Consider the following 12,747-nt stretch of genomic DNA (forward strand, 5'->3'; position numbering starts at 1 on the left):
CAGGGGCGGGCGGAGGACGAGGCCATGGGTGAACTGCGGTTCGGCGTGCACGACATCGTCAACATCAGGTTCGCGATCTCGCCGCTCTGGGAGACGGTCGCCAGCCTCCGGGCGGTCGCCGACCCGGGCCGGCACGTGGTCCATCTGCCTTGGATCAGAAGGGCGCTGGCGCTGCGGCAGGACCGCTCGCTGGTCGTCCGCACGGCGGCGCTCTCCGCCCTGCTGCCGAGGCGCGACCACGGGCCGGCCTTCCTGACCCCGTCGCCGCGCTGCCCGCTGGCCGAGATCGAGGAGGAGCTGGCGATCATGCTGGCCACCCCCGCGGAGGAGGTCCGGGCCGGCCTCGACCCGGCCTGCCCGGGCCGGCCCACCCCGCCGTTCGAGCGGCTGCTGGCCGAGGACCCGGAGCGGGCCCTGCCCGAGCTGGCCGAGGCCGTGCACGCCTGGTGGCTGGCGGCGGTGAAGCCGCACTGGCCGCGGATCCGCGCCGTCCTGGAGGCGGACATCGCCCACCGCACCCGCCAGCTCGCCGAGGACGGCATCCAGCAGGTGCTGGGCGGCCTCCACCCGAGCCTGCACTGGGTCGGCGACCGCCTGGTCTCGCCGGACCTCCCGGCCGCCGGGCTCGACCTCGGCGGCGCGGGCATCACCCTCACCCCCAGCGCCTTCGCGGGCCGCTGCCACCTGCTGACCGCCCGTCGGGCCACCCCGCCCGGCGCGGTCTACCCCTCCCGGGCGCTCGGGGTGCTCTGGGAGCGCCGGGAGAGCGCCGGCGACGGTCTGGCCCGGCTGCTCGGCCGCAGCCGGGCCCAGCTGCTGGCCTGCACCGCCTCGCCGGCCACCACCACCCAGCTGGCCGCCCGCACCGGGCTCAGCCTGGGGGCGGTCTCCCAGCACCTCGCGGTGCTGCGCGACGCCGGACTGGTCACCAGCCACCGGTACCGGCGCGAGGTGAATTACACGGTCAGTGACCTGGGGACGGCCCTCTTGCAGCAGGCGTAGTTCCGGGCGGTATCGCGTTGACAGACCGACCGGCCGCGCAGCATGCTCCTCTGGTGTCCCAATCGAGCCCGGCGCCCAAAAAGAGCCTGATTTCCCACCACGATTTCCGGCAACTCTGGGCCGGCCAGTCCATCAGCCAGATCGGCTCGGCGGTCACGCTGCTGGCCCTGCCGTACCTGGCGATCAAAGAGCTGGACGCCACGCCTTTCCAGGTGACACTGCTCACGATGTTCCAGTACCTCGCATTCCTGCTGCTCGGCCTTCCGGCCGGCGCCTGGGTCGACCGAATGCGGCACCGCCGGGTGATGATCGTGGGCGATGTGGGCCGCGCGATCCTGCTCGGCTCCATTCCGGTCGCCCACGCCTTCGACGCGCTCACGCTGACGCAGCTCTACGCCGTCACGTTCGGCACCTCGGTGCTCACCCTCTTCTTCGACGTGGCCTACCAGAGCGTGCTGCCGTCGCTGGTGGCCGACGAGCAGCTGGTCGAGGGGAACGCCAAGCTCGAAGCGACCCGCAAGGTGGCCGAGGTCGGCGGGCCCGGGCTGGCCGGCGCGGTCATCAACGTGCTCAGCGCGCCGCTGGCCATCGCGATCAACTCGGTCAGCTTCCTGGGCTCCGCGTTCTTCCTGACCAGGATCCGCCGGCCCGAGCGGCGCGCCGAGCCCCGCCCGGACAGCAACCTGCGCAAGGAGATGGGCGAGGGCCTGCGCTTCGTGCTCGGCCACCCGATCCTGCGGCCGATCGCCGCCACCGCGACGATCTCCAACCTGTGGGGCACCATCGGCATCTCGCTGCTGGTCGTCCTGCTGGCGGACACCCTGCACCTGTCGGCGCTGCTGGTCGGCCTGGTGTTCAGCGCCGCGGCGGCGGGCGGCATCGCCGGCGCGGTCCTGGCGGAGCGGGTGGTCGCCCGGCTGGGCCAGGGGCCGGCCATCTGGATCTGCATGGTGGCCAGCACGGTCTGCTGGTTCCTCGCCCTCCCGCTGTACCAGGACGACTGGCGGCTCGCCCTCGGCATCGTGCTGCACGGCCTGGGCTGGATCCCGTTCATCATCTACAACGTCACCCAGGTCAGCTTCCGGCAGCGGGTGACGCCCAAGCACCTGATGGCCCGGATGAACGCCACGATCCGCTTCATGGTCTGGGGCGTGGTGCCGATCGGCGCCCTGCTGGCCGGTGTGCTGGCCGAGAAGTACGGAGTCCGGGCGGCGATGTGGGTGGGCGTGGTCGGCGAGCTCTTCGCCGTCCTGCCGGTGGTGGTCTCGCCGCTGCGCTCGATGCGGGAGCTCCCGACGGCGCCGGAGGACGAGCCCGCGGCGGCCCCCGCCACCGTCTGACCTCCGCTTTCCCCGCATTCCCCGGCCGGATGATCTCCGGCCGGACCGCGGCGACCCCGTGCCATTCGCGCACGGTTTCTCCGGACGCCGCCCGATTTTTCCCGCAGGTGGTTTCTCCGGACCCCGGTATTTCCCGGCCGGTGGCCGGCTCGATCCGTCGAGCCGGCCACCGGCCTTTTCGCGTCCTGGCACCCGGCGGGGCCATGGTGCCAAGCATGGTGAATTGGCACTGTCCGACCACCGCGCCGGTTGCTAGCGTCCTTATCGACGGGGAATGCGCCATTGAGCCGCACATTCGGAGCAGTATGTGGCGTCTCCCTGGCATGGCAGCGCATTGGTACTAGGAGGAAAACAAGTGGCAGCGGAAACCCTGGACCGCGAGAAGCTCGAAAACCTCGCGGCCGAGCTGATCGAGAAGCAGTTCCAGCGCGTCCCCAAGATGCGCGAGCTGCACGCCGGCGAGTGGACGGACCGGGACTTCTACATCCGTCACATCACCGAGACCGTGCTTCGCATCCGGCTGAACAACGAGGTCGACACCTACGCCCTCTTCAAGGTCGGTTCGAAGGACGACACCCTCGCCGCCCACCTCGCCAAGTACCTGGCGGAGGAGTTCGGCCACGAGAGCATGTTCACCCGTGACCTCTTCAAGTTCGGCCTCACCCAGGAGGACATCGACGCCACCGATGTCTTCCCGTCGACCAAGAAGCTGATGGGTTACCTGCGTCTTGAGGCCGACTCGCGCGGCCCGGCGCCCACGACGGTCTGGGACTGGCTGGTCGAGTGGTACTCCGACCGCTACAACCCGATCATCACGAACAAGGCCGCCGAGGACTTCGGCCGCGAGTTCGTCGCGGGCACCGCGACCCACATCGAGTTCGACGAGTCGCACGACCACGACGAGCTGATGTTCCGTACGGTCGCCCGCGCGGTCGAGGTGTTCGGCACCCCGAAGCAGGCGTACCAGGACCTCACGACCTTCGTGGAGCTCATCGGCGACTACTTCGCCGAGCTCTACGAGCTGACCGTGGGCAGCAAGCAGCCCGCCGGGGTCTGAGTGAGAACGGCACGGGCGCGGCCTCCCGCCGCGCCCGTGCCGGCCGCCCCTGATCATGTCGCGCACCCGTCCGTGAGGGTTGAACACTGATGTCTGAACAACTGCCCGCCTCGCGCGGGCGCGTCCTGATCGTCGAGCCGAGTTCGTCAGGGGTCGCCCTGCTCGCGGAGGCGCACGCGCTCGGTTTCGAGACCGTCGTGGCGTCGGCGGACGTCGACGACCGGCGCCTCCCGGACGCGGCCCGCACCCACGTCGACCGCCTGGTCGTGGTGGACACCAACGACGAGCAGGCGCTGGCCGAGGTCGCCGCCGCGCTCCACGCCGAGCGCCCGCTGGCGGGCATCGTGCCGGGCTTCGAGTTCTACGTGGACACCGTGGCGCGGCTGGCGCCGGCCCTGGGCCTGCCCGGTCTGCGGGCCGACACCGCGCGCGGGCTGCGCAACAAGGCCACCATGCGCCGCCTGGTCGAGGCGGCCGGGCTGCGGGTGCCGCGGCACGCCGAGGCCACCGACGAGCGGGAGCTCCTCGCCGCCGCGGCCCACGTCGGCTACCCGGCGGTCCTCAAGCCCACCGAGTCCGCGGGCAGCATCCACGTCAGCCGCGTCGACTCGCCCGAGCAGCTCCTCGCCGCCTTCCGCAGCCTGCGCGCCGACCACCGCACCGACCTCGGCCGGGTGCTGGACGGCCCGGTGCTGCTGGAGGAGTACCTGGACGGACCCGAGGTCAGCGTCGAGGGGTACGTCGAGAACGGCCGCGCCGTCGTCCTGGCGGTCACCACCAAGATGCTCGGCCCGGAGCCCTACTTCGTGGAGCTCGGCCAGATCATGCCGCACCCGGCGGCCCCGGAGGCCCGGGCGGCCATCGACGCGTACGTCGCCGGCGTCTGCGAGGCGCTCGGCGTCACCCGGGGACCGTTCCACTGCGAGCTGCGGCTGCCGGCGGGGGAGCCGGTCCTGATCGAGCTCGGCGCCCGGCTGGCCGGCCACCGCATCCCGAACCTGGTGGAGGCCGTCACCGGGATCTCCCAGGTGCGGATCATGCTCGCCGGCTACACCGGTCTGACCGCCGAGGAGGTGGGCGCCGAGTCGGCGCCGACCGCCAAGTACGTGGGCATCGCCTGCTTCACCGCCTACGGGCTGACGCGGTACCAGCACATCGAGGGGCTGGACGAGTTGCGCGACCACCCGGACACCCTGGAGGTGAAGCTCTACGTCCGGCCGGGGGAGCCGATCCCGCCGGCCGAGGACTTCCGCTGCTTCCTCGGCCATGTGGTCTACAAGGCCGAGTCGTACGAGGACGCCGCGACGCGCTGGCACGCCGTCCGGGACGAGGTGCGCTTTGTCTAGTCGAGAGATCCCCCAGTACCTGGTCGTCAACCGGTTCGACGACGAGTTCGGCGAGTACCACCGGTTCGTCGAGCCGGGCAGCTGCCGGCTGGCGTACATCACGCTGCCGTGCGGCCTGCCGGTCCTGGACGAGGAGAGCGCCCTCGACCTCGTCGTGGTCGACGACCTGGAGATCGGGACGCTGCTGCCGATCGCCCGCCGCCTCGCCGAGCTGCACGGCGGCTTCGACGCGATCGTGGGCCCCTCGGAGTACGACGTGCTCTCCACCGCGCAGCTGCGGGAGGAGCTCGGAGTCCCGGGCTGGCGGCCGGAGTTCGTGACGGCCTTCCGCGACAAGGCCCGGATGAAGGACCTCGTCGGCGGCGCGGGCCTGCGGGTGCCGCGGTTCTGCCGGCTGGACGCGGGCAGCACCGCCGCCGGGATCGCCGCCGAGGTCGGGCTGCCGCTGATCCTCAAGCCCCGGGCCGGCTGGTCGGCGCGCGGTGTGGTGCTGGTCCGCGACGAGGCCGAGCTGGCCGCGCTGCTGGTCGAGCAGGGTGCGGAGCTCGAAGGCTTCGAGTGCGAGGAGTACGTCGAGGGCGCGATCCTGCACGTGGACGGGATCCGCCGGGACGGCAAGTTCCACTTCGTCAGCGCGTCGGAGTACATCAACACCTGCCTGGACTTCCTGACCGGCACGCCGCTCGGGTCGGTCCTGCTCGACCCCGGCGCCCGGCTGGACCGGGTCACCGAGTTCACCGGCGGCTGCCTGGACGCGCTGGACCTCGTCGACGGCCCCTTCCACCTGGAGCTCTTCGACACGCCCGGCGGCGAGCTGGTCTTCCTGGAGGTCGGTCTGCGCCCGGGCGGCGCGGAGGTGCCCTTCGTGCACCGCGACCTGTTCGGCATCGACCTGTTCGCCGAGGCGTTCCGGGCCACCATCGGCCTGCCGCCCGCGGTGCCCGCCGAGGCGCTGCCCGACGGGGTGGCCGGCGGCTGGGTCAGCATCCCCGAACCGCGGCCGTACCCCAGCACGGTGGTGTCCCGCAGCTCCCTGCTGGACACCGTCGACGAGGTGTACGCGGAGGTCGTCCCCGACATCGGCACCGTCTTCGACGGCAGCGGCGGGTACGAGCACATCGGCGGCCGGTTCCGGCTGCGCGGCACCGACCACGCCGCCGTGCGGCGCGCGGCGCTCGCCGTGATGGACCGCTACCGGCTGGTGGTCGAGCACGAGGGGCCGGACGCCCGATGACCTCTGCTCTCACCAGTCCGGTCGGGATCCTGATCGCCCGGGGCGGGCCGGACATCGACGAGGTGAAGATCCGCCGGGCCGGCGCCGCGCACCTGGCGGCGGTCCGCGAGCTGACCGGGGCGGCGGGCGCCGCCCTGCCGGTCCGGCCGGAGGCGTTCCACGCCGAGCGGATCGAGGAGTTCTGCCTGATCGAGCAGCTCGGCACGGTGATCGCCTGCGTCGGCGTCCACCGCACCGACGAGGGCGCCGAGCTGTACGACCTGGCGGTGGCGCCGGACCGGCGGGGCATCGGCCTCGGCCGGCTCCTGGTCGCCGCCGTGCTGCTGATGCTCAGCGGCGAGCCGGTGGCGGAGGTCCGGGTGGAGCCGGGGGAGGCCCGGGAGTGGTTCACCGGGCTCGGCTTCACCGAGCTGTCGCCGACGGTGCTGCGCCGGGACACCGCCGGCGGCTACGACGCGCTGGAGACCCTGGGCCGGATCGCCGACCTCCAGATCGAGTTCCAGCGCTCGGGCCGGACGCTGCGCTGGGAGCCGTCCTCCACCGCGCTGCTGATGTTCGCGCAGCGCGGCGGGCTGAAGCCCGAGTCGCTCTGCTGGGCCGGGGTCTGCGGGACGTGCGCCGTCCGGATCAAGCGCGGCACCGTCAGCTACAACACCGACCCGGGCGTCGACCCCGAGGACGACGAGGTGCTGCTCTGCATCACCCGGCCGGTCACCGACCTGGTGCTCGACCTCTGAGCGGACCGTGGCCGGCACGGGGGCCGGTACGGGGGTGGCCGCGGACAGGGGCGCCGGCACCGGGGGTGCCGGCGCCCGTGGGCGGCCGTGCGGGACGCGAGTACGGAAGCGAGTACGGAGAACGTGATGACGGAGAACAGACGATGACCAACCGCGTGACCGAGGCGTACAACGCCGCCTGCAAGATCCCGGGCAACGGCCTGGTCGACGTCATGCGGACGCTGGCGGCGAACCCGGCGATCCCGACCTGGAAGCGCCCCTACCCGCCGCGGCCCAACTTCGTCGAGGAGCGCGAGATCCGCGCGTTCGCCGACGACCTGATGGCCCTGCTGGGCATGCTCACCACGCTGCCCGACCGGCTCTTCGACGGCGACCTGGACCGCTTCCTCGACGCCGTCGGCGTGCACGGCGCCCGCGCCGAGCTGATGCGCCGCCACGCGCACCAGACCCCGGTGGTCTTCGGCCGCGCCGACGTCTACCACGACGGCGACGCGTTCAAGCTGCTGGAGTTCGGCATCGGCAGCGACCTCGGCGGCTGGGACTGGGCCGGCGAGGTGCCGCGCGGCCTGCTGGAGATCGACGCCTTCGCGGCCTTCGCGAAGGAGCACGGCCTCGGTTACGTGCACACCGGCCGCGAGACGGTGCGCACCATCAAGGAGGCCGCCAAGGCCGTCGCGGGCGACCGCGAGCCGGTCGTCGCGATCATCGAGGGCCCGGGCGGCCTGGACACCTTCGGCGCGGCCACCTGGTACAACGTGCACCGCGTGATGCGCGGCCTCGGCCTGGACCTCCACCTCGGCGAGCTCGACGACCTCAAGGTGAAGGACGGCCGGCTGGTGCTGGACGGCCACGTCATCGACGTGGTGTGGCGCGCCTTCGACACCGACCAGCTGCTGGAGGACCCGGCGTTCGTCGAGCTGGCGGAGCCGGTCTTCCGGGCCCACGAGGCGGGCACGGTGCTGCTCTGGCACACCCTGCAGAGCAACCTCTTCGGCGAGAAGGGCTGCATGGCGCTGCTCTCCGACCCGCACTACGCGAGCGGCTTCACGGCCGCCGAGCGGCAGGTCATCGACCGCGCGCTGCCGTGGACGAGGTCCCTCCAGCGCGCCGAGGACCTGCTGGTCCCCGGCCGGCTGGACGACCTGATGGCCCGCCGCGACACCCTGATCCTCAAGCCCAACAACCTCTTCGGCGGGCACGGCGTCGTCGCCGGCTGGGAGACGGCCGAGGACGCCTGGCGCACGGCCCTCACCGAGGGCGCGGCCGCGGGCTGCGTGGTGCAGGAGCGGGTCGTCCCGCGCACCGAGTCCATGGTCGACCCGGCCACCGGCGAGGAGCGGCCCTGGCAGACCCTCTGGGGCGTCTTCTACCAGCCGGACGGCTACGCCGGTGCCCAGGCCCGGGTCGTCCCGGCCGGTTCCACCGAGGTCATCGGGCACCGCTCCATCGACCAGGTCCACACCGGCTCGGTGCTGACGTACTGAGCCGTCCGCGCCGAACCGCCGTACAGAATCAGGATGGGTGAAGTGAGAACGTCGGAAGACCACGGAATGTCACACGTCATCGTGATGAACCGTTGGAAGGACACCTACGCCGACTACGCGGCCTACCTCGACCACACGCGGTGTGCCGTCACGTACATCACCAGCCCGCTCGGGCGCGGGGCCGTCCCCGAGGGCGCGGCCGAGGTCGTGACCCTGGACGACATCCAGGACCTCGCGCAGCTGCGGGCCGCCGTCCTCGGCCTCGCCGAGCGCCACGGCACGCCGGACCGCCTCATCACGCTGAAGGAGGAGGACCTGGAGAACGCCTCCGTCGTCCGGGCCGAACTCGGGCTCCCGGGGATGCGGCTCGACGAGGTCCTCGCGTTCCGCGACAAGGTGGTCATGGGCGAGCGGATCGCCGCCGCCGGCCTGCCGATCCCGGCCTTCGCCGCGGTCTCCGCGGCCGAGGACATCACCGCCTTCGCCGCCGAGCACGGCTGGGACCTCGTGGTGAAGCCGCGCGACGGCAGCGGCAGCGCCGGCGTCGTGGTGGTCTCCGGCCCGGAGGACCTCGACCGGATCGAGTTCCGCCGCTGGAAGCTCATGGCGCAGGTGCGCAACCCGCACCCGATCTGCCACGTCGACGGCGTGTTCGACGGCGAGCGGCTGCTGGTCTGGCGCGGCTCGCGCTACGTCAACACCTGCCTGGACTTCGCCCAGGGCACCTTCTACGGCTCGATCGAGGAGGCCGATCCGGAGCTGCACCGGATCATCGGCGAGGCCACCGAGCGCTACATGCGCGCCCTCACCGACCGGGCCACCCCGTTCCACCTGGAGCTGTTCCTGGAGGAGACCGGGACCGGGGCCACCTGCTCCTTCCTGGAGACCGGTGCCCGGGTCGGCGGCGCGGAGACGCCGTTCCTCTGGCGCGAGGTGCACGGGTACGACCTGATGAAGGCGGCGTTCCACCTCCAGCTCGGGGTGCCGCTGGAGGAGGGCCCCGACTGGGACACCCAGGACGTCGCCGGCTTCCTGGTGGTGCCGGCGCCCGCGCCCCGGCCGTGCCGCTTCACCCACATCACCTCGATGGTCGGGCGGACGCCGGGCCCGTACGCCGAGTCGCTGGCCAAGGTGGGCGACGTCCTGCCGGTCGCGCACGGCTACGAGCACGTCGGCGGCCGCTTCCGGTTCCGCGGCGCCACCGCCGAGGACGTCCTGGAGTCGATCACCGAGACCTTCAAGGGCTACACCGTCTCGGCGGAGACCGTGGAAGCCGCCGCGGTGTGACGCCGGCTCGGGAGCCCGGTGTCCCGGATCTCCGGCCGCCGCGGCCCGTACATCTCGCGACGGCCTGTCAGGAGGCCCGCGACGTGCGTACGGTGACCGTGGCGGACGGCCGTGGGCCACCCCCCACGGCCGGATCCGAGACCCGAGACCCGAGACCTGCGCCGAGTACCCGCGGAAGGACCACCACCTCATGCCCCCAGCGACCACCACGACGGGCCGTGCTCGGAAGGCACTTCCGGGCACCTACGGCGCCGCCGCCCTCGCCGTCGGCGCGATGATCTGCGTCCAGTCCGGTGCCGCGGTGTCGACCTGGATGTTCCCGACGGCGGGACCGCTCGGCACCGCCTCGCTGCGGCTCGCCTTCGCGGCCGCGATCATGCTGATCTGGGCCAGGCCCCGGCTGCGCGGGCGCAGCCGGCAGGACCTCCTGCTCGCCGCCGCGCTCGGCGCGGTCAGCGCGCTGATGACGATCTCCTACTTCGTGGCCATCTCCCGGATCCCGCTCGGGGTCTCCAGCGCGCTGGAGTTCCTCGGGCCGCTCGCAGTCGCCGTGGCCGGCCTGCGCCGGCGGATCGACGTGATCTGGCCGCTGCTCGCGGTCTGCGGCGTGCTGGCGCTGACCCAGCCGTGGAACGGCTCGGTCGACCTCGTGGGGCTCGCCTTCGGGGCGCTGTCCGGGGCGGCGCTCGGCGGCTACGTGATCTTCACCCAGCGCGTCGGCGACCGGTTCTCCGGCGTCGACGGGGTGGCCATCTCGCTGTCGGTTGCGGCCCTGTGCGCCGCGCCCTTCGGGCTGGTGCAGGCCGTGCCGGTGCTCACCCCCGGCATCGTGGCCGGGGCGGCCGGGGCGGCGGTGCTGCTGCCGGTCCTGCCGTACGTCCTGGAGATGCTGGCGCTGCGCAAGCTCACCACGGCCGCGTTCGGGACGCTGCTGAGCTTCGAGCCGGGCTTCGCCACGCTGATCGGCTTCGTGCTGCTGCACCAGACCATGAGCCTGCTCCAGCTCGCCGGCGTCGTCTGCGTGGTCGCGGCCAGCCTCGGCGCCGTGCGCCGCGGCGAGCGCACTCCGGAGGCGCCCGCCGGCCCCGGATCCGACGCGGCCGTCCCCGCGCCGGAGAAGGCCGCCGCCGGCTGACCGGCCGGCAACCCGCCCCCGTCCGCCCCGGAGCACCCGCCCCGGGGCGGACGCGCGTGCGGTCCTTCGAGGCGGTCCGCAAGGGCGGCGGTGGCCTCTGCCACCTCCCTAAGCGGGTGAAGGAACCCTGCTCAAGGCCGCCTGGGCGAAGCGTCTTGGCGGACTCCTGAGCAGCGGCACTAGGCTGGCACCGACTAATGGGTGGAGCAGCACTGAGGACTGCGGAAGGCGTCGTGCCAGGCGTCGGAGGGCGGTCCTCCCGAGTAACAGGAGCCGGTACCGTGGCCAGTGGCACACCGGACCAGTCGGTGCCGGACTGGATCCCGCCGACCGGGTCCTGGGCGTCGTCGGCGGCCAACCGCCGGAGCATGCTGGGCAACCGCAGCCGGGACACCCAGCCGGAGCTAGCGCTCAGGCGGCTCGTCCATGCGGCAGGACTGCGGTACCGCGTGGCGGCGAAGCCTCTGCAGGGGATGCGTCGCAGCGCGGACCTGGTATTCCGGTCTACACGGGTCGCGGTGTTCGTCGACGGCTGCTTCTGGCACGGGTGCCCGGAGCACTTCGTTCCGCCCAAGACGAATCCGGACTACTGGCGGGACAAGATCGGCCGCAACGTTCAACGCGACCGGGACACCGATGCCCGCCTCGCGGCCCAGGGCTGGCTAGTCCTGCGCTTCTGGGAACACGAGTCGGCGGAGGCCTGCGCGCCGACGGTGGTGGACAGCGTTCGCCAGCGGCGCGCAGGCGGCACCGTCAGCTGACCTTCCCCCGGTGCTGGGCGAAGTAGTCGTGGCGGGCGTGGTCCTGCTGGCCGATGAAGGCCTTGAACTCGCCGAGCTGGTAAGCCAGCTCGCCAGAACTGCGGGCTGCCTTCTCCACGTGGAAGTCCCGCTCGATGTGGGCGATGCGCCGCTCGATCTCTGGCACGGGCAGCTTCTTCCCGCCGGATCTGGCGATGAGGTCGGCGATCCTCTGGGCGGTGAGGGCCTTGTCCGGGTGGTGGCGCAGCAGAACGTAGACGGGGTCGAGGTCCGGGCGCCCCGACTCGACTGAGTCGGGGCGCTTCTTCTCCTTCCGCAGAGCGCTCGCGATCGCCCTGCCGAGAGCCTCCGCGACCGGCGGCGGGAAGGCGTTGCCGATCTGGCGGTAGACCGTGGTCTTACGACCTGGGAACTCCCAGTGGGCGTTGTCGCCGCACCAGCCCTGGATCCGGGCGACCATGGCCGTGGTCAGCCTCGGAATGTGGTCGCCGTCCTTCTCAGGGCCCGGGGCGGTATCCGCGACGCCCATCCCGTCGACCCCCAGTTTCAGCCAGGCGGCCTTGGCCCTGGTCGGGCCTAGGTCCGCGCCGCCGTGCTTCTTGGAGCCTCCGACGATGGTGGGGGCGATTGCCGAGGCCTTCTTGGCCCAGGCCTCCACGTGTTCAGCAGCCCAGTCATTTGCTTCCATGAGGTCCTTGAGAAGCTCCCCCACGGTGGGGGGCGGCACCGTGGACGGTTCGGGCCACTGGAAGTACTCGGCGAACTCCTTCCGCAGGGCGACCAGGACGAACCGCGGCCGCAGCTGGGAGACCCCGAACTGGTGTGCCTCCAGCAGGCGCCATTCACCGACGTATCCGGCATCGTGGAGCAGCTCGAGGATGTGCTGCCGGTAGGCGGAGAAGCGGTTGCCGCTCAGACCCTTGACGTTCTCCAGGAGTAGGGCCTTCGGCTGGATGTCCCTGCACAGGTGCACGGCCCAGGCGAACAGGTCGCGCTCGTCGGTAGCACCGAGCTGGTTGCCGGCGATGCTGAAGGGGGGGCAGGGGACGCCTCCTGCGAGGAGGTCGACATCCTTGTGCGCAGCGTGATCCCAGAGTGACTCGTCGGCCACGTCCCCGACCCGGACGACGGACTCGGCCTCGCGATCAGCGTCCTCGGGACTGGAGCCCTCCTCCTTCAGGAGCCGGGAGAGGTTGTGGCGGAGGGTCTTCGCGGCGTTCTCGTCGAGCTCAAGGGCGAGCTTGTGCCTGAATCCGGCGTTGTGCAGGCCGAGGGACTGACCGCCCGCGCCCGCACAGATCTCGACCACCTCAAGGCGCTCAGATGCCATGAGACCTCCTCTCGGTGGCGCCGCACTCAGGGCG

11 protein-coding genes are annotated in these 12,747 nt (G+C 72.1%); 10 read left to right on the forward strand and 1 reads right to left on the reverse strand.

Annotated elements, in window-relative coordinates; all coding sequences use genetic code 11:
* Window positions 1-24 precede the first annotated feature (24 nt).
* The 10 genes from ABT263_RS00690 to ABT263_RS00735 all read left to right on the forward strand — a co-directional run bounded on the left by ABT263_RS00690 (window position 25) and on the right by ABT263_RS00735 (window position 11,383).
* Window positions 25-1,002 (forward strand): ArsR/SmtB family transcription factor, encoded by a 978-nt coding sequence (locus tag ABT263_RS00690; protein ID WP_352286215.1) that lies wholly within the window; start codon window positions 25-27, stop codon window positions 1,000-1,002.
* 53 nt (window positions 1,003-1,055) lie between these two features.
* Window positions 1,056-2,342 carry an MFS transporter gene (locus tag ABT263_RS00695; protein ID WP_352286217.1) on the forward strand — a complete coding sequence of 429 codons (1,287 nt, stop codon included), beginning with the start codon at window positions 1,056-1,058 and terminating at the stop codon, window positions 2,340-2,342.
* A 355-nt stretch (window positions 2,343-2,697) separates the two neighbouring features.
* Window positions 2,698-3,399, forward strand: a complete 702-nt coding sequence (locus ABT263_RS00700; protein ID WP_352286218.1) for a hypothetical protein — start codon at window positions 2,698-2,700, stop codon at window positions 3,397-3,399.
* An 89-nt stretch (window positions 3,400-3,488) separates the two neighbouring features.
* Window positions 3,489-4,745 carry an ATP-grasp domain-containing protein gene (locus tag ABT263_RS00705; protein ID WP_352286220.1) on the forward strand — a complete coding sequence of 419 codons (1,257 nt, stop codon included), beginning with the start codon at window positions 3,489-3,491 and terminating at the stop codon, window positions 4,743-4,745.
* Window positions 4,738-5,979: an ATP-grasp domain-containing protein gene (locus ABT263_RS00710; RefSeq protein ID WP_352286222.1), complete on the forward strand. Its 1,242-nt coding sequence runs from the start codon at window positions 4,738-4,740 to the stop codon at window positions 5,977-5,979. Before ABT263_RS00705 ends, ABT263_RS00710 begins: the two co-directional genes overlap by 8 nt.
* Window positions 5,976-6,716, forward strand: coding sequence for a GNAT family N-acetyltransferase (locus tag ABT263_RS00715; protein ID WP_352286224.1), 741 nt, complete (start codon window positions 5,976-5,978; stop codon window positions 6,714-6,716). Before ABT263_RS00710 ends, ABT263_RS00715 begins: the two co-directional genes overlap by 4 nt.
* Window positions 6,717-6,859: 143 nt before the next feature.
* The gene (locus tag ABT263_RS00720) at window positions 6,860-8,200 is read left to right on the forward strand and encodes a hypothetical protein (RefSeq protein WP_352286226.1); all 1,341 of its coding nucleotides are present in this window, start codon (window positions 6,860-6,862) and stop codon (window positions 8,198-8,200) included.
* A 66-nt stretch (window positions 8,201-8,266) separates the two neighbouring features.
* Window positions 8,267-9,487 (forward strand): ATP-grasp domain-containing protein, encoded by a 1,221-nt coding sequence (locus tag ABT263_RS00725; RefSeq protein WP_352286228.1) that lies wholly within the window; start codon window positions 8,267-8,269, stop codon window positions 9,485-9,487.
* Window positions 9,488-9,677: 190 nt separating this feature from the next.
* Complete coding sequence (locus tag ABT263_RS00730) at window positions 9,678-10,622, forward strand: EamA family transporter (protein ID WP_352286230.1); 945 nt, start codon at window positions 9,678-9,680, stop codon at window positions 10,620-10,622.
* A 308-nt stretch (window positions 10,623-10,930) separates the two neighbouring features.
* Entirely contained in the window at window positions 10,931-11,383 is a 453-nt protein-coding gene (locus ABT263_RS00735; RefSeq protein ID WP_329492148.1) for a very short patch repair endonuclease, read from the forward strand.
* Here the strand turns inward: ABT263_RS00735 and ABT263_RS00740 are convergent.
* Entirely contained in the window at window positions 11,376-12,713 is a 1,338-nt protein-coding gene (locus ABT263_RS00740; RefSeq protein ID WP_352286232.1) for a DNA cytosine methyltransferase, read from the reverse strand. The genes ABT263_RS00735 and ABT263_RS00740 overlap by 8 nt on opposite strands.
* Between the last annotated feature and the right edge of the window lie 34 nt (window positions 12,714-12,747).

The organism is Kitasatospora sp. NPDC001603 (assembly GCF_040298365.1).
In the GTDB taxonomy this organism is placed as follows: Bacteria; Actinomycetota; Actinomycetes; order Streptomycetales; family Streptomycetaceae; genus Kitasatospora.

What these genes read in the sequence shown, in the direction of transcription:
- ABT263_RS00705 (WP_352286220.1), top strand. Translation starts at nt 3,489, where the DNA reads ATGTCTGAACAACTGCCCGCCTCGCGCGGGCGCGTCCTGATCGTCGAG.
- ABT263_RS00730 (WP_352286230.1), top strand. Translation starts at nt 9,678, where the DNA reads ATGCCCCCAGCGACCACCACGACGGGCCGTGCTCGGAAGGCACTTCCG.
- ABT263_RS00690 (WP_352286215.1), top strand. Translation starts at nt 25, where the DNA reads ATGGGTGAACTGCGGTTCGGCGTGCACGACATCGTCAACATCAGGTTC.
- ABT263_RS00715 (WP_352286224.1), top strand. Translation starts at nt 5,976, where the DNA reads ATGACCTCTGCTCTCACCAGTCCGGTCGGGATCCTGATCGCCCGGGGC.
- ABT263_RS00720 (WP_352286226.1), top strand. Translation starts at nt 6,860, where the DNA reads ATGACCAACCGCGTGACCGAGGCGTACAACGCCGCCTGCAAGATCCCG.
- ABT263_RS00740 (WP_352286232.1), bottom strand. Translation starts at nt 12,713, where the DNA reads ATGGCATCTGAGCGCCTTGAGGTGGTCGAGATCTGTGCGGGCGCGGGC.
- ABT263_RS00725 (WP_352286228.1), top strand. Translation starts at nt 8,267, where the DNA reads ATGTCACACGTCATCGTGATGAACCGTTGGAAGGACACCTACGCCGAC.